General features: G+C 63.9%; 7 protein-coding genes. 3 read left to right on the top strand and 4 right to left on the bottom strand.

Features of this window, described 5'->3' with window-relative positions:
- Positions 1-15: 15 nt before the first annotated feature.
- Positions 16-4,233, bottom strand: a complete 4,218-nt coding sequence (locus F8197_RS23915) for a YhdP family protein (protein WP_227012386.1) — start codon at positions 4,231-4,233, stop codon at positions 16-18.
- Positions 4,234-4,409: 176 nt separating this feature from the next.
- On the opposite strand from F8197_RS23915, the gene glnE reads away from it, so the two are divergent.
- Together glnE and F8197_RS23905 are read left to right on the top strand one after the other, a co-directional pair.
- Positions 4,410-7,154 carry a bifunctional [glutamate--ammonia ligase]-adenylyl-L-tyrosine phosphorylase/[glutamate--ammonia-ligase] adenylyltransferase gene (glnE, locus tag F8197_RS23910; RefSeq protein WP_152884100.1) on the top strand — a complete coding sequence of 915 codons (2,745 nt, stop codon included), beginning with the start codon at positions 4,410-4,412 and terminating at the stop codon, positions 7,152-7,154.
- Between the two features lie 149 nt (positions 7,155-7,303).
- Positions 7,304-10,246: a TonB-dependent receptor domain-containing protein gene (locus F8197_RS23905; RefSeq protein ID WP_152884098.1), complete on the top strand. Its 2,943-nt coding sequence runs from the start codon at positions 7,304-7,306 to the stop codon at positions 10,244-10,246.
- A 52-nt stretch (positions 10,247-10,298) separates the two neighbouring features.
- Here F8197_RS23905 and gap read toward each other — a convergent pair whose 3' ends face one another.
- Positions 10,299-11,309 (bottom strand): type I glyceraldehyde-3-phosphate dehydrogenase, encoded by a 1,011-nt coding sequence (gene gap, locus F8197_RS23900; RefSeq protein ID WP_152884096.1) that lies wholly within the window; start codon positions 11,307-11,309, stop codon positions 10,299-10,301.
- A 44-nt stretch (positions 11,310-11,353) separates the two neighbouring features.
- Complete coding sequence (tkt, locus tag F8197_RS23895) at positions 11,354-13,348, bottom strand: transketolase (protein ID WP_152884094.1); 1,995 nt, start codon at positions 13,346-13,348, stop codon at positions 11,354-11,356.
- 145 nt (positions 13,349-13,493) lie between these two features.
- Here tkt and F8197_RS23890 point away from each other — a divergent pair, with 145 nt between their 5' ends.
- Positions 13,494-14,222, top strand: coding sequence for a 16S rRNA (uracil(1498)-N(3))-methyltransferase (locus F8197_RS23890; RefSeq protein ID WP_152884093.1), 729 nt, complete (start codon positions 13,494-13,496; stop codon positions 14,220-14,222).
- Between the two features lie 95 nt (positions 14,223-14,317).
- On the opposite strand, the gene F8197_RS23885 is transcribed toward F8197_RS23890, so the two are convergent.
- Positions 14,318-17,185, bottom strand: a complete 2,868-nt coding sequence (locus F8197_RS23885; protein ID WP_152884091.1) for a TonB-dependent receptor — start codon at positions 17,183-17,185, stop codon at positions 14,318-14,320.
- Positions 17,186-17,285: the final 100 nt, after the last annotated feature.

Raw genomic sequence — 17,285 nt, 5'->3', positions numbered from 1 at the left:
GTCTCCCTGTTTTGTCTATTGTGTGCTCCTGGCAGCCGGCGGATCAGCCTTGGCGGCGTCGAGCTTGGTGACAACCGGCGCCTTCCACGGCCCGGTCACCTGCATATGATAGGTCAATGCCTTCATCACGGGGGCACTGAGGAATAATTGCGCCAGAAAACTGCCCAAACCGATGACGGGATTGACGGCCAGCGCATACACCAGCGGCGCCGTGCCGAGGTTCACTTGCGGGATCACCACCACGTGCAGGTTGGTCAGTTCGTTGGCAATGTCGGCGCTGCCGTCCATCAGCACGGTGGCGGCCATGCCGTGCATTTTCAGGTTCTCGGTGCGCACGATGCCGCGCTCGATGGCGGCGTTGGCGGTCAGGCCGTCGAACGCCAGCCCTTCGGAAAACACGTCGTGGAAATCGAGCTTGAGCAGGCGCGGCAACGCTTGCAGACTGAGCACGCCCAGCAGCTTGGCGGCGCCCGGGTCCTGCTTGATGAACTGGCCCTTTTCGACGTTCATGACGATCTGGCCCGACAGGCTCGGCAAGTCCATCGCGTATGGCAAGCCGTTCCAGGCGATATCGCCCTTGAGCGAGCCCTTGCCATTGCGCACGGTACCGACAAAGCCGAAGCGGTCGAGCAGCTTGCCGGCGTCGATGATATCGAGGTTGAAATTGAGGTCGGTGGTGTGGGCATTGCCGCGCGTAGTCCACTTGCCGGTGCCGGTCAGTTCGCCGTCGGCATTGGCCAGCGACAGCTTGCTGATGCGCCACACGCGCGAATCGGGTAGTTGCACATTGCTCGCTTGCAGGTCGAGCTCGCCCAGCGGCTTGTTGAACAATTCAAAACGGTCGATCTTGATGTCCAGCGCCGGAATGGTGGCAGCAGCACTGCTCTTGCCATCCAACAGGTCGGCCACGTCGTTCGAGGCCGAGGCGGGAATCACCAGCGACGACAGGCGCGCCGTCACCTTGCCCAGGCCGTGGCCGGTGGATGGTTCGCTCCAGGTCAGGTGGCCGTTGGCCTGGGTGGAATCGATATTGGCTTGCCAGATGCTTTTATGGCGCGTGACGCCGACCACCACGTTTTCCAGTTTGCGCGCGCCGATCAGCAGTTCGCCGGTGCGCGCGGCAATCGCGTCCGGCACCACGTACTGGCTGAAATCGGCGCTGTCGGCGTCGCCCGTGAAGGCGGCGGCGGTGCTGTTGTTTGGTCCCTCGCCGGCAACAGCCTTGCCGAAGTCGAGCCAGGCGTCGGCATTCAACACGGGCAGGTTGATGTTGAGTGTGAGCCCGCTCTCCGGCTCGGGCGCCGGGGTGTTGATGCCGATGCCGCCGCGCACCAGTTGCCACGGCGTTTTGCCGCTGGCCGTGACGGTCTTCTGGCGCTGGTAATGGGCGGCAATGCCGGAACCGAGCGCGATGCGGATATCGTCATGTAGCGCGCCGCCCGCATCGGGTGTCAGCCCGCTGTTGAGCACGAAGCGCAGCGGCATGGTGTCGAGCGCCGGCTTGGCGACCGGCGCGGGCAAGTCCAGCGCCAGCCCGGACAGGTTGGAATCGACCGCGACGACCAGTTGGTGGTCGCGCACCGTGACCGTGCCGGTGTACCGGGCGGTGCCCGAAAAATGGCTGGCCAGGCGTTGCATCACCGGCGCTTGATAAGTCTTGCGGAAGCCGTCGGCAGTGAGCATGCCGCCAAGCTTGATGACGATGGCGTTGTCGCGCTGGGTGCCGCCGGTAATCGAGACGGGGCCGTCGAGGAAGATGCCGGACAGCTGGTTGAGGTTGACACCGCGCTCGTTGAACTCGATCTTGCCTTGCGCCGCCTGCACCACCGGCAAGTCCTGCAACAGCACGATGTCGTTGTTATTGAGTTGCAGCGTACCGTCCACCTTGGCATCGAGCAGGTGCGCCAGCGGCAGGCGCAGCTTGAGCGCCAGCGTGGCGTTGCCGGTCGCTTCGGTGTCCTCGGTGAAATGCGAAATCCATTCCAGCACCGGGCTGTGCTCGACGTATTTGAGGAATTCCTGCATCGGCCCGGCAGCATTGCCGTCGATTTCCAGCATCGAATCGTGGATCGTCAAATCGGGGATCACCGCCTTGACATTGGTGAGCGCCACGCCGGCCGTGGTGGCCGTATCGCCGCGTATCTCCATGCGGCCGCGCTCGAACACGAAGCTGCCCTTGATATGCTCGGCCTGCGGCCACTCGGGCAGCGGCTGGCCGTCCTTGCCCAGTTCTTTTCCACCGCGCAGGTAATGGCCGGGGGCGTAGTTCAGTTTGCCCTCGGTGAGTTTGCCGGCCACCTTGAATTCGCCGTGCGGCGCGTGCTCGCCCTGGAACGGGAAATGCGCGAGGTCGCCGCGCACCCGCACGCTGACATCGCTGGCGGTGCCGCCCTCGAGCGCGCCGGTCAGCCACGCGTACAGCTCGTGCGGGGTTTGCAGCGGCAGGTAGCGGTTGATGCGGTTGACCTGGAAACCGTCGAGCGTGCCGGTCAGATCGACCTGGCCGGCGCCCTTGCCCGACAACGGCATGGTGTGGCTGCCGCGCAAGGTGCCGGACAAGCCCTCCTGCAGGAAGTCCATGCTGTCTATCTTGAGCAGCAACTGGTCCCTGTCCTCGAACGACCAGCTGGCCTTGAGGTTGAGACGGTCGAACGGCATGGCCGGGTCGGTGAAATAACCGGGCAGTTGCAGCACCAGCTGTTGCGACGCCAGGCTGAAACTGCCGCCGCGGTCGGTGGCGTCGATGGCGCCGGTGAGATTGTCGAAGCCGGGAATTGCCGGCACCGCTGCCGTGGCCGGGTTTTTGCCGCTCTTCGGCTGGGCCAGGCGCGCTGGCTGCGGTTTCAGGCCCAGGCCCACCAGGTCGCCCTTGACCCGGTACGATTGCAGCGCCGGGAACTTGCCCTGCCACTCGGCGGAAAAATCGCGCAGCAGGCCGCTGGGCGCCGTATCGGCCAGCAAGGTGCGCTGCTGCGGCGTGAGCGGCAGGCGCGAAGCAATGCCGGCCAGCGTGCGCAGGTCCAGCTGTGGCGCGCGTATCTCGTATTTTTCCGGCCGTGGGCCGGCAGCGGCGGTGAATTTTTCCGACAGCGAGGTCGGCGCCATCACCAGGCCATCGCTGGTGGTCAAGGTCAGGTTGGTGATCTCGAGGCTGTGGCCACGGGCGCCGAATTTGGCGGCGCCGGTCTGGCGGACGCCGCCGGAGATCAGCGGCGGCAACTCCTCGCGCGCGGCAATGCGCCCGGTCAGCTGTTGCAGATCGAGCAGCGGCAAATCCTTGGCCAGCACGGCCGACACGTCGCGCAGGCCGATGTCGGCCGTAAAGGCGGTCAGGCGCTGCTGGTCAAAGCTGAGCCAGGTGCGCAGCGAACCGCCGCCCGAGTGCAGTTCAAACGGAAAATCGAGCCAGGCTTTCCAGGCTGCCACGTCGGTGTCACGCAGGTCGGCATACAGCTCGCCGGTCCACATCGAGGTATTCGAGACGCGGGCGCCGAACGCCGGGTGGGCAAAGTCGGCGCGCACGTCGAGCGGGCCGGCCAGCGCAGCCGGCGGCGTGGCCTTGAGCGCGAGTTGATGGTGCAGCCACTCGTTGCGCAGGCGGACGGTGACGCCCGTGAGCGCCAGCGTGGGGGCGCCGCGCTGGGCATCGGTCCAGCGCACGCGGCCGTCGCGGATCACGATTTCGCGCTGCGCCAGCACCCATTCCAGGCCGCGGCCATCGGACGGCTTGCCAGGGTCGAGGTACAGGCCGGCCACGTAGAGCTTGCCGTCGGCCGCGCGGCGGATGTCGAGATCGGGTTGCTTGAGCGACAAGGCGTGGAAGCGCGGTTCGGCGGTCACCACGGTCATCCACGACATGGTGGCCGCCACTTCGGGCAGGCGCAGCGCGGCCCGGCCCTGGCGGTCGTGCAACACCACGTCGCCGAGCGTCAACCTGGGCCGGAAGCCGGTCCAGGAGGCGTCGATGCGGGCGATGGTGACGGGGTTGCCGGTGGCGCGGGTGGCCAGGCGTTCGATGTCGTCACGGTAATGTTCGATATTGGGCAGCACCGCGTAACGCAGCACCAGGAACAGGATGGCAAACGCGAAATAGCCGAGCAGCGCCAGCTTGACGGTGAAACCGAGGACGTGATGGGTCGCCACGTTGCAGACCCGATAGGCGGCGCGCAGCCGGTGCCAGCGCACGGCCAACGGCCCCTCGGCTGTCGCGGTCTCCTCTTCTGTTTTCTGCATCTAATAATTAAAAATTCGGCCGCTGGCCATACAATTAATGCTACGTTCGGTTCAAGCTGGTTGCCTGTGCGACGATTCTACCGCATCGAGACGACCGCACAGCGGCGGCCGGCCACGCAAACCAATGTTTTTACACGCATTTTCCGATTAATTTACAACCAAGTCGCTGCCAGCCCATGATCGCCCCTACCGTTTCCCGTTTTTACCAGCGCTGGCTGGCCGCCGCGCCCGACCGCGCCGCCAAGTCCGATGTCCTCTGCCAACTCAACCTCGCCGACATCGACCTCGACGCCTTGCTGGCACAGGAAGCCATTGCCGGCCCCGACGGCGCGCCGCCGCTGCCACTGGTGCGTTCGATGCGGCGCCTGCGCAACCTGCTGGTGTGCGGCCTGATCCGCCGCGACCTCGAAGGCCGCGCCGACCTCGGTGAAGTGGTGGAAACGATGACACGCTTTGCCGACTTCGCCATCGCCCGCCACGTGGCCGAAATCGATGCCGAACTGCGCGTGGCCCACGGCGTACCGACGGGACGCGACTCGGGCGTGGCGCAGGAACTGATGGTGCTGGCCATGGGCAAGCAAGGCGGACGCGAACTCAATGTCTCGTCCGATATCGACCTGATCTTCGTCTATCCGGAGGATGGCGACACGGCCGCCGGCCCCGGCCAGCGCGGCCTGTCCAACCACGAATATTTTATTCGCCTCGGCAAAAAATTGATCGCCGCCTTGGCGGAGATCACGGAAGATGGCTACACGTTCCGCGTCGATATGGCATTGCGCCCCAATGGCGGCTCCGGCCCGCTGGCGGCCAGCCTGTCGATGGTGGAGAACTATTTGATCGTCCAGGGCCGCGAATGGGAACGCTATGCCTGGGTGAAAGCGCGCGCCGTCACCGGCCGCGCCGAGGATATCGATGCGCTGGACGCCATCGTCCGTCCGTTCGTGTTCCGTCGCTACCTCGACTTCGGCGTGATCGACGCCATCCGCACCATGCACGCCCAGATTCGCGCCGAAGTGAACCGCCAGGAACGCCTGCACCCCGACCGCAGCAACAACGTCAAGCTGGGCCGGGGCGGCATCCGCGAAATCGAATTCCTCACGCAAGTGTTCCAGCTGATCCGGGGGGGCCGCGACGCCGCCCTGCGCGACCGCTCCACCCGCACCACTTTGCGCATCGTCGCCGAAAAAGGCCTGTTGTCTCACACCATCGTCTATCAACTGCTCGCTTCCTACACTTTCCTGCGCAACCTGGAGCACCGCCTGCAATACCTGGACGACGCCCAGACCCACACCCTGCCCGCCAACGATGCGGACCGCCAGCTGGTGGCCGAGATGATGGGCGTGGCCGACGTGCCCACCCTGCTGGCGCAACTGGAAGCGCACCGCCAGTTCGTCGCCGGCCAGTTCGACGAAATGTTCTCCGATAAAACCAGCGAGAACGAGCACCAGATCGAACTGCAATCGAGCAACGAATGCGCCGATCCCGACAACGTCGAGGCGATGGTGGCGCAGTTCAGCGCGCTCGGCTTTACCGATGCGGCCGGCGCCGCCAAGCGCCTGGTCGCCACCTGGCAGGCGCCGCGCCTGCAATCGCTACCCGAGGCCAGCCGCAACCGCCTGCAAGCGCTGATCAACACCGCGCTGCCGCTGATCGTCGAATGCACGCGCGAAACGGGCGGCGACCAGCACGCCACGCTGGGCCGGCTGCTCGATTTCCTCGAAGCCGTGGCGCGCCGCTCGGCCTACCTGTCGCTGCTGACCGAGTACCCGCACACGCTGGCGCGCGTGATCCGCACGGTCCATGCCAGCGGCTGGGCCGCGAAGTTCCTGAGCCAGCACCCGATCCTGCTCGACGAACTGCTCGACGACCGCGTGCGCAACGCCGTGTTCGATCCCGTCAGCCTGGCGGCCGACCTGCGCCTGCAACTCGACGCCGCCGCCGGCGACACCGAGCGGCAGATGGACATCCTGCGCGAGATCCACCACGCCCAGCTGTTCCACCTGCTGGCCCAGGACCTGGCCGGTGATCTCACCGTCGAGCGGCTGGCCGACCACCTGTCGGCGCTGGCCGACACCATCGTCGCGGCAGCGATCCAGGCCATCTGGCAAACGGTGGCCACGCGCCACCGCGAGGTGCCGCAGTTCGCCGTGATCGCCTACGGCAAGCTGGGCGGCAAGGAACTCGGCTACGTGTCCGACCTCGACGTGATTTTCCTGTACGACGACCTCGATCAGGACGCGCCGGCCCAGTACGCCAAGCTGGCGCAGCGCTTCATCACCTGGATGACGTCATACACGTCGGCCGGCATCCTGTTCGACATCGACACCGCGCTGCGCCCGGACGGCGCCTCGGGCATGCTGGTCTCGAGCGTGGGAGCGTTTGAAAAATACCAGACCAGCTCGGCCTGGATCTGGGAACACCAGGCGCTCACGCGCGCGCGCTTCTGCGCCGGCGACACCGCCATCGGCCAGCGCTTCGACCAGATCCGCGATGCCGTGCTGCGCAAGGAGCGCCCGGCCGACAGCCCGCTGCGCACCGAAGTGATCGCCATGCGCAAGCGCATGGCCGACGCCAAGCCCAACACCACCGCCCAGTTCGACCTCAAGCAGGATGCGGGCGGCATGATCGACATCGAGTTCATGGTGCAGTACCTGGTGCTGCAGCACGCGGCGCAGTACCCGGAGCTGACCGTCAACATGGGCAATATCGGCCTGCTGAAAATGATGGCCGGGCTGGGCCTGATCGACCCCGATCTGGCGGCCGAAGTGGGCAACGCCTACCGCAAGCTGCGCAAATTGCAGCACCAGCTGCGCCTGCAAGGCCAGGACCTGGCGCGGGTGGACCCGGCGCTGGTGGCCGGCGAGGTCAGGCATGTACTGACGTTGTGGGAGCAATTATTCGGCCCACGCAACCGGACTTAAGTGTAGAAATAACATTGTTGCTTTTTTGTGAATTTGATTGAACTCCCGTTTACACGGCTGTGGGCCGGTGCGACATTGGTCAGTCACGCCGGGCGGTTGGACGCCGGCGGCCACCGCCAGGCGGTGTCAACCACACACGAGGAGTCGCAATGTTCACAGAGAAAACGCTGTATCGTTTGCTTCGATTCATCCCCTGCGGCGCAGCGCTTGCGCTGCCGCTGGCCCCCGCTCCTGCCCACGCGCAGGACCAGCCGGCTGCGGCCGGGCCGGTGCAACAGGTGGTCGTTACCGGCTCGCGCATCGCCGCCCCGGGCGCCGATTCGCCGTCGCCGCTGCAAGTGCTGGGCGCGGCCGATATTGCCGCCTCGGGCGCCACCAACCTGCAGGAGTTGCTGCAGAAAAATCCCACCATGGGCACGCCCGCGCTCAGCCGCACCAATTCCAACTTCCTCACCTCGGGCGGCGGCGTGACCACCGTCAACTTGCGCAATATGGGCGATTCGCGCACGCTGGTGCTGGTCAACGGCCGCCGCTTTGTTTCCGGCGTGCCCGGCGACACGGCGGTCGATCTGAACACCATCCCCACCGACTTCATCGAGCGGGTGGAGCTGCTCACCGGCGGCGCCTCGGCCACGTACGGGTCCGACGCCGTGGCCGGCGTGGTCAACATCATCCTCAAGCGTAATTTCGACGGCCTGGTAATCGACGCCCAAGCCGGCCAGAGTCACGAGCGCGACGACGACAAGCGCAAGCTTTCGCTCACCTTCGGCACCACCAGCGCCGACGGCGCCAGCAACCTGATGGGCCACTTCGGCTACAGCAAGCAGGGCGCGGTGTACTCGCGCGACCGGCCGTTTGCGGCGGTGGACCAGACCTCGGCCATTACCCGTGGCCGGCCCGACCTGGCGTTTACGCCGATTCGCCCCTACTACTCCGGTTTCGCGCCGGCCGGCCGCTTCTTTGTCGATAACGACGCCGACGGTTTCACCTACGACGCCAGCGGCAATATCATTCCGTTCGACACCAACGGCGCCAACGGCCCGGCCACCGGCTACAACCGCTCGGCGCTGCGCGCCATTGCCGTGCCCACCGAGCGCTACCTGTTTGCCCTCAACGGCACCCGTGCCCTGGGCGACAATCTCAGCACCTTCTTCGAGGGCACTTATGCCTCCACTAAAACCACCACCAATATCGAATCGTTCCCGCTCGGCGCGGACGACGTCTTCAGGCAAAGCGGCCAGGTGCCGGCCGGGGCGCTGGTGGGCGGCGTGCTGGTGAAAAATCCGCTGGTGCCGCAATACGTGTGGGACCGCATCAGCGACAACGACGACGACGGCATCCCCGACTACTACTTCCAGCGCCGGCTGTCCGAGTTCGGCCCGCGCCGCGCCCAGGCCGACCGCGACACCTTCCGCCTGGCTACCGGCCTCAAGGGCACAGTGCGCGACTGGAACTACGAGGCCTTCATCAGCTACGGCCGCACCAAGGAAGCGCAAAGTTCCACCGGCCAGGTCAACGTGCCCAACCTGCGCTACGCGCTCGACGCCGTTCCCGACGCCACCGGCGCAGCGGTTTGCCGCGATGCCAACGCGGTGGCCGAAGGCTGCGTGCCGATCAATATCTTCGGCCTGGGCACCGTCACGCCGGACGCACTCAAGTACGTCACCGCACCGGGTTCCCTGCTCACGTCGATCACGCAGAAACTGGCCGGGGCGTCGGTCAACGGCGAACTGTGGCAACTGCCGGCTGGCAAAATCGGCCTGGCTGCCGGCGTCGAGTGGCGCAGCGAAGAATCGAACGCCGTGCCAGACCCGCTCACCCAGGCCGGCCTCAATGCCGGCAACGCCACCCCGCCCACCTACGGCAAGTACCAAGTGCGCGAAGCATTCGTGGAAACCCGGGTGCCGCTGCTCAAGGACCGGCCATTTGCGCGCGACCTGTCGTTGCTGGCGACGTTCCGCCACGGCGATTACTCCACCGCGGGCAGCACCAATAGCTGGAACGCGGGCGGCGAATGGGCGGTCACGCCGGACATCAAGTTCCGCGCCACCCGCGCCCAGTCCACCCGGGCGCCCAATATCAACGAGCTGTACCAGGCCCCGTCGCAGGACTTCCCCACCGGCCTGGTCGATCCGTGCGAAGGCGTCACTACCGGCATGAGCTCGCCGCTGGCCGTCAACTGCATGGCCGCGCCCGGCGTGCAGGCCAACATGGCGGCCAACGGCGGCGTGTTCACCTTGCAGCAGGCCGACCGCCAGGGCATCAGCGGCTACAACTCCGGCAACCCCAACCTGAAAGCGGAAAAAGGCCGCTCGACCACCGTCGGCCTGGTGCTCACGCCGCGCGCGGTTGCAGCACTGGCCGGCGCCACCTTCACCATCGATTACTTCAAGATCGACATCGCCGACGCCATCGTCTCCACCGAGCGCCAGTACGCGCTGGACCAGTGCTATAACGCGGGCAACCCGGTGTTCTGCGGCTTCATCAAGCGCCGGCCGGTGGCGGTGGGCAACCTGTCGGCCGGCTCGATCGAGGACAGCGATACGGCGGTGACCAATAGCGGCGGCCTCGGCACCGAGGGCATCGACCTGACCGCGTCGTGGGCCGGGCGCGTGGGACCGGGGCGCCTGAGCACGCGGCTGGCCTACACCCGCCTGCGCGAACTGTGGACCCAGGCCACGCCCGGCCCCGAAGACCAGCGCAACAACGACGTGGGCGAAGTCACCTCGAACCAGATCAACGCGCCGCGCAACAAGGCCGTGCTCAACGCCGCCTATAAATGGGGCAACTTCGGCCTGAACTGGACCGCCACCTACAACGGCCCGGTGGCGCTCGACGACCAGTTCCTCAAGAGCCTGGACATCGCCCCCGGCGCCGTCAAGATTGGTTCGCGCACGTATAACGACTTCCAGTTCACGTACGACCTGCGCAAGTCGATCCAGTTTTACCTGGGGCTGGACAATGCCTTCAACGCCAAGCCGCCGCCGATCATCAGCGGCCTGCCGGGCACCACCACCGGCGCCGAAACCGATGCGTCCACCTACGACCCGATCGGCCGCCGCTACTACCTGGGCTTGCGGGTGAGCTTATAAAAAACCCTCCACGGCCGCGAGGCCGGGAGGGTTGTTCTGGACGAAGCCGGAATTACTTGGCGTTCATCAGCGCGACGGTAGTGTCGAGCATGCGGTTCGAGAAGCCCCACTCGTTGTCGTACCACGACGAGACTTTGACCAGGCGGCCCGACACTTTGGTCAGGGTCGAATCGAAGTTCGACGACGCCGGGTTGTGGTTGAAGTCGATCGATACCAGTGGTTCGGTCTGGTAGGTCAGCACTTCTTTCAGGTCGCCTTCGGCAGCTGCTTTCATCAGCGCGTTGACTTCGTCAACGGTGGTGTCGCGCTTGGCGATGAAGGTCAGATCGACCAGCGAAACGTTGATGGTCGGTACGCGGATGGCGAAACCGTCCAGCTTGCCGTTCAGTTCCGGCAGCACCAGGCCAACCGCGGCAGCAGCGCCGGTCTTGGTCGGGATCATGCTCATGGTCGCCGAACGGGCGCGGCGCAGGTCTTCGTGCATCACGTCCGACAGGACCTGGTCGTTGGTGTAAGCGTGCACGGTGGTCATCAGGCCGGTTTCAACGCCGATGGCGTCGTTCAGTGGCTTGACCAGCGGTGCCAGGCAGTTGGTGGTGCACGATGCGTTCGAGATCACGGTGTCGGTGGACTTCAGTACGTCCTGGTTCACGCCGTACACGATGGTGGCATCGACGTCCTTGCCGCCTGGTGCCGAGATGATGACTTTCTTGGCGCCGCCCTTCAGGTGAGCCGAAGCTTTCTCTTTGGTGGTGAAGAAGCCGGTGCACTCGAGCACCACGTCCACGCCCAGGTCGCCCCATGGGATTTCTGCCGGGTTACGCTGGGCAAACACGCGAATCACGTCGCCGTTCACGATCATGTTGTCGCCGTCTACTTCCACGGTGCCTGGGAACTTGCCGTGGGCGGTGTCGTAGCGGGTCAGGTGGGCGTTCGACTTGGCATCGCCCAGGTCGTTGATCGCAACGATCTGGATGTCTTGCTTTTTACCGCCTTCGTAGAAAGCGCGCAGCACATTGCGGCCGATACGGCCATAGCCGTTAATTGCAACTTTGATCGTCATACTTTACTCCTGATAGAAAAAATAGTTAACGCAGCAATTATAGATTAAGCAATCACCAGTTTGGCTTTCGCGACAACATTTTCCACGGTGAAGCCGAAGTGCTTGAACAGCACGCCCGCTGGTGCGGACTCGCCGAAGGTGTCGATACCGACCACGGCGCCTTCCAGGCCCACGTACTTGTACCAGAAATCGGTGACGCCGGCTTCGATCGCCACGCGTGGTACGCCTTTGGTCAATACGCTGGCTTTGTAGGCTGCGTCCTGGCGGTCGAACACGTCGGTCGATGGCATCGACACCACGCGCGCGGCAATGCCTTCGGCGTTCAGTGCCGAGGCGGCAGCGACGGCCAGCTCCACTTCGGAACCGGTGGCGATCAGGGTGACTTTGGCATCGATCACTTCCTGCAGCACGTAACCGCCACGGGCGATCGCGGCCACGGTTTCCGGCGCACGTTCCTGGTACGGCAGGTTCTGGCGCGAGAAGATCAGGGTCGATGGACCGTTCTTGCGCTTGACCGCTTCACCCCAGGCCACCATCGATTCGGTGGTGTCGCATGGACGCCAGTTGTCCAGGTTAGGAATCAAACGCATCGACGAGATGTGCTCGACTGACTGGTGGGTCGGACCGTCTTCACCGAGGCCGATGGAATCGTGGGTGAACACGAACAGCGAACGCTGTTTCATCAGTGCAGCCATGCGCAGCGCGTTGCGGCTGTAGTCGGAGAAGGTCAGGAACGTGGCGCCGAACGGGATGTAGCCACCGTGCAGGGCCACGCCGTTCATGATGGCGGCCATGCCGAATTCGCGCACGCCGTAGTTGACGTGGTTGCCCGGTTTGCCCGAACGCACGGCCACCGATTCTTTCCAGTTGGTCAGGTTCGAGCTGGTCAGATCAGCCGAGCCGCCGAGGAATTCCGGCAGCACCGGCGCCAGTGCCTGGATGGCATTCTGGCTGGCTTTGCGGGTGGCGATGGTTTCTTTCTTTTCCACGGTGGCGGCGATTGCGGCAGCCAGCGTTGCGTCAAATGCAGCTGGCAGGTCGCCGGCCATGCGGCGGCTCAGTTCGGCAGCTTCGGCCGGGAACTGGGCGCTGTAGTCGTTGAACAGCTTGGTCCAGGCGGCTTCCTGGGCGGCGCCCGCTTCCTTGGCATCCCACGCGGTGTACACGTCGGCCGGGATCTCGAACGGCGCGGCGGACCAGCCGATGTATTCGCGTACATTGGCGATTTCCTTGTCGCCCAGCGCGGCGCCGTGCACCTTGTCGCCGCCTTGCAGGTTCGGCGAACCCTTGCCGATCACGGTCTTGCAGCAGACCAGGGTCGGCTTGGTAGCAGTCTTGGCGGCAGCAATCGCGGCCGAGACGGCAGCCACATCATGGCCGTCCACGTCACGGATCACGTTCCAGCCGTAGGCTTCGAAACGGGCCGCGGTGTCGTCGGTAAACCAGCCTTCGACTTTGCCGTCGATCGAAATGCCGTTGTCGTCGTACAGGGCGATCAGCTTGGACAGGCCCAGGGTGCCGGCCAGCGCGCACACTTCGTGCGAGATACCTTCCATCAGGCAACCGTCACCGAGGAAAGCGTAGGTGTAGTGATCGACGACTTCCAGGCCCGGCTTGTTGAATTCGCTTGCCAGCAGCCATTCGGCCAGCGCCATGCCGACCGCATTGGCCAGGCCCTGGCCCAGCGGACCGGTGGTGGTTTCCACGCCCGGCGTGATATCGACTTCCGGGTGGCCCGGGGTTTTGGAATGCATCTGGCGGAAGGCGCGGATGTCGTCCATGGTCACGGCATAGCCGGACAGGTGCAGCAGCGCGTAGTGCAGCATCGAACCGTGGCCGTTGGACAACAGGAAGCGGTCGCGATTGACCCATTTCGGATTGGCCGGGTTGTGGCTGTAGTGGCCACTCCACAGCGCAACAGCGATCTCTGCCATGCCCATCGGCATGCCTGGGTGGCCGGAATTGGCCTTCTGGACGGCGTCCATTGCCAGCGCGCGGATCGCATTGGCCATATTGGTGGTGGGGAGCGTAGAAGTCATCGTAGGTCAATCACGAAAGTGTGGGAACTGGGCGCAAGGAGCGCACTAACGAAAACGCGCACAACGCTTGCAGAGCCCATTATTTTACCAGACGATGACATCGACCATTTAAAATTGCGCTCTTCGACCATTCCCCACAATCGCCATGCCTCGCTTCTTTTGCCCCCAGCCACTGGCCATCGGCCAGATTGTTTCCCTGCCCGACGCCGTGGCCCACCATGTGCAGGTGCTGCGCCTGACGCAAGGCGACCTGGTCACCCTCTTCAATGGCGAGGGCGGCGAATACACGGCCGCGTTAACCGAACTGGGGCGCCGCAGCGCCAGCGCCGAAGTGCGCAGCCATGCGCCGCGCGAGGCAGAGCTGCCGTTCGCGCTGACCCTCGTCCAGGGCGTGCCGGAAGGGAGCAAAATGGACTGGATCGTGGAGAAAGCGGTGGAACTGGGCGTGGCGGCCATCGTGCCGCTGACGGCACGGCGCTCGGTGGTGCGGCTGTCCGGCGAGCGCGCGGAAAAGCGCCTGGCGCACTGGCAAGGGGTGGTGGTCAGCGCGTCCGAGCAATGCGGGCGTAACCGGCTGGCCACGGTGGCGCCGGTGCAGGAGTTCAATCGCTGGCTGGCGGCGCCCGCCAACGGCGCCCGGCGTATCCTGCTCAGCCCGCGCGCGGAACAATCGCTGGCACAGTGGGCGCGCGATACGCCGCCCCGCGCCGTCGACTTGCTGGTGGGCCCGGAAGGCGGCTACAGCGACGAAGAGGAAGCGGCGGCAATTGCCGCCGGCGCCGTGTCGCTGTCGATGGGCCCGCGCGTGCTGCGCACCGAAACGGCGGGACTGGCGGCGCTGGCCATGCTGGCAGCCGCCTGGGGCGGCATGTAGTTTCCGCCGCACCCAAATAACAAAAGGGCAGGATGACGACGTCATCCTGCCCTTTTTTACGTGGGCGGCATCGCTGCCGCCCCGTGCCCTCTCTATTAGAAGGTGTAGCCCAGACCCAGGCTGAAGAAGCGGCCGATAGCGCCTGCCTGATGCAGCGAAGCATTGTACGGCGTTTGCACGGTAGCATTGCCGTAGGTGCTGACGTCGATCGGCGGCTGCTTGTCGAACACGTTCAGGACAGCGCCTTTCAGCGTCAGGTTCGAGCTGACTTTGTACTGCACGTTCAGGTTGGCAACGGTGAACGACGGTACGCGGCAGTAGTTAGCTGGCTGACGACCGGCGGTGAAGTATGGGCGGCCACCAACATCGATACCGGTGTTGTTGCAGTTGGTACCACCAACCGAAGGATCGAGCGACGAGAAGTCGCTGGTGTAGTTGATCGTGGTGTTCACGTCCAGCGGACCCTTGGCCCAACCCAGGCTCAACTGACCACGGTTCTTAGGCGAACCGGTAGCACCCGATACCACGGAAGGACCGTGGGTACCAGCCAGCTGGTAGGTTACGCCAGCAACGGTTTGCTCGTAGCTGATCGTGTGAGCGAAGCTCAGGTTAGTACGGAAGACGCCGTTTTCGCCCAGGTTCCAGCGGTAGCCGATGTCGGCTTCCACGCCAGTGGTCTTGGTCGAGCCACCGTTGATGTAGGCCGATTCCGCGAACAGGATCGGGCCAACCGATGGGATGCCGACCACGGTACCGCCGCCAGGTGCGGCGATATCGGTCTGCACTGCCGGGCCACGGACGAAGGTTTCGACGTAGCTAGGATCGTTACCCGCTGCGGTGACGATCTGGTTGTTCACTTCGATGCTGTAGTAGTCGATCGTTGCGTTCAAGCCCTTGAATGGCTCGAGAATCGCGCCCAGGGTGAACGATTTCGATTTCTCAGGAGCCAGATCCTTGTTAGGACGCTGCACGTACGTAGGCTGCAAGCTGCAAGCGCCCGGTACGTTGCCTGGGGTAGCGACGTTCGCATCCGGGCACAGCACTGGATCGTTGATCGAGTGGTACAGGAAGAACGAACCCGAATTGCCGGTTTCTGCCGGGTTAGGTGCGCGGAAACCACGAGCAAACGTACCACGCAGGGCGAATTGCTTCGAAGGCGACCATTTCAGGGTAGCCGCAGGCGTGTACGAGTGAACCGTGTCGAAGTGGTCATAACGACCCGACAGGTTGAACTCGACATTTTTGATTGGCGTTGCTGCCAACTCACCGAAGACTGCCTTATTGGTTTCATCACCGATCACGAAAGCCGAGGTGGAACCGACTTGGCCGTTCAGGGTCAGGGCCGATGGTGGCGCATTCCAGGTACGTTTGTGCCAGTGAACACCAACTGCCAGCTTCAGAGGACCGGCACCCAGTTGTGGCAGCAGATCGCGCGAACCGATCAGGTCAACGTAGTTCAGTTTCGATTCCATGGTGTTCGAGAAGCGCGGCGACACTTGGTCGATCAGTGCTTGCGAATTACCACCCAAAACGTTCCACTGGCCAGCGTTCAACAGTCGCTGCAGCGCGGCACGGTCTACGTAGCCGCTGTAGTCGATTTCTGCCTTGGACTTGGTCAGACCGCCGCCCAGTTGCAGATCCCACCCCAGCGCCGCGCCGTTCAGGTCAACTGCGAGACGGGTGGTGGTTGCCTTGTTGCTTTGTTGCGAAGCGCCATCGAGACCAGGAATGTAACCGTACAGGCGGGTCTGGGCAAATGGTGCGACCAGGTTGGCGCCGATCGGTTGACCAGCGGTGAAGCGGGTGCTGGGCATAGCGCCGAAGCCCGGGATCAGGACGCCGTTGTTGTTGACGTTAGTGCCTGCGAACGACGTTGGCGAGTAAGTTGCTGGCAAGCCGCGGTTGTTCAGGTTGTCACGTTGGAAGATCGAGCCTTTGACAGCCAGCTCCCAATTGTCCGGCAGCTTCTTGGTGAAACCGACCAGCAAGTTCTTGTTTTCAGTTTCAGGCTGAATATTGGCGTACGTATCCGCCACGGCGCAACCGCCGGACATGTACAGGTTGTAGTTACATTTAGGGTCCAGGAACACGAAGTTCGCTGCATTGTTCACGCCGCCGGAGGCTGCGCCATTATGGTTGTACAGGAATGGCGAATTAGTTGCAGTCAGGAAGCTGTTACGCGTGGTCGGCACACCGAAGGTCAGGTTGTTGCCGCCTTCCGAACGCCAGTCCAGCTTGTTCCAGGCCTGGTCAGTGCGCTGGCTGACCTTGATCGCGCCCTGGCGGCGCCATTCGGCAGTCGCAAACACGTTGTAGCCATCGGCGTCGATGTCACCGAAACCGGTCGACAGCGAAGCGCGATGCGTGGTACCGCCGCCGTGCTGGCTAGTACCGCTGTCAGCGGTGAAGCGGGTACCGTTGGCGCTCTTTTTCAGCTTGATGTTGACCACACCAGCCACCGCATCAGAGCCGTACAGTGCCGAGGCGCCGCTTTTCAGAACTTCGATGCTTTCGATGGCATCGAATGGAATATTGGAGACGTCAACAAACGAGCGCTGCGAATCGTCGCCGATCGCGTAAGGCGACATGCGGTGGCCATCGATCAGCACCAGAGTCGAGCCCACCGTCAGGCCGCGCAGCGAAATGCCCGACGCGCCGTTGGCGAACGCGCCCGAGAAACCGGTACCCAGGGTACCTGCGCCGTTGGCTGCCAAGTCTTGCAGCAACTCAGCGACCGAGGTCTTACCGCTACGCTGGATATCAAGTGCGGTGATGACTTGCACTGGCGCTGCGGTTTCAGTGTCGGTGCGGCTGATCAACGAACCGGTCACGACAACGCGTTGTACCGGCTGGGCAGCGCTGTCCTGCTGTGCCATCGCTGGCGTGATGGCAGCGACGGAGAATGCGCCGCTTGCAATCACTTGCAAGATCGCGATAGGCATAGGTTTGATACGCAACTTCATGAAAAAAACTCCTTCTGGGTGTGTACCTGAATTTTTTTATGGAATTCCCGGGTAAGGTCTTCCTGATAGGTGTGTCAGCATTTACAAATGTGACTCAACG

The sequence above is a fragment of the Duganella sp. FT27W genome (assembly GCF_009295655.1).
GTDB classification, from domain to species: Bacteria; Pseudomonadota; Gammaproteobacteria; order Burkholderiales; family Burkholderiaceae_D; genus Rugamonas; species Rugamonas zoogloeoides.
The sequence above is the reverse complement of the archived record's forward strand: the minus strand, read 5'-3'. Positions and strand labels throughout refer to the sequence as shown.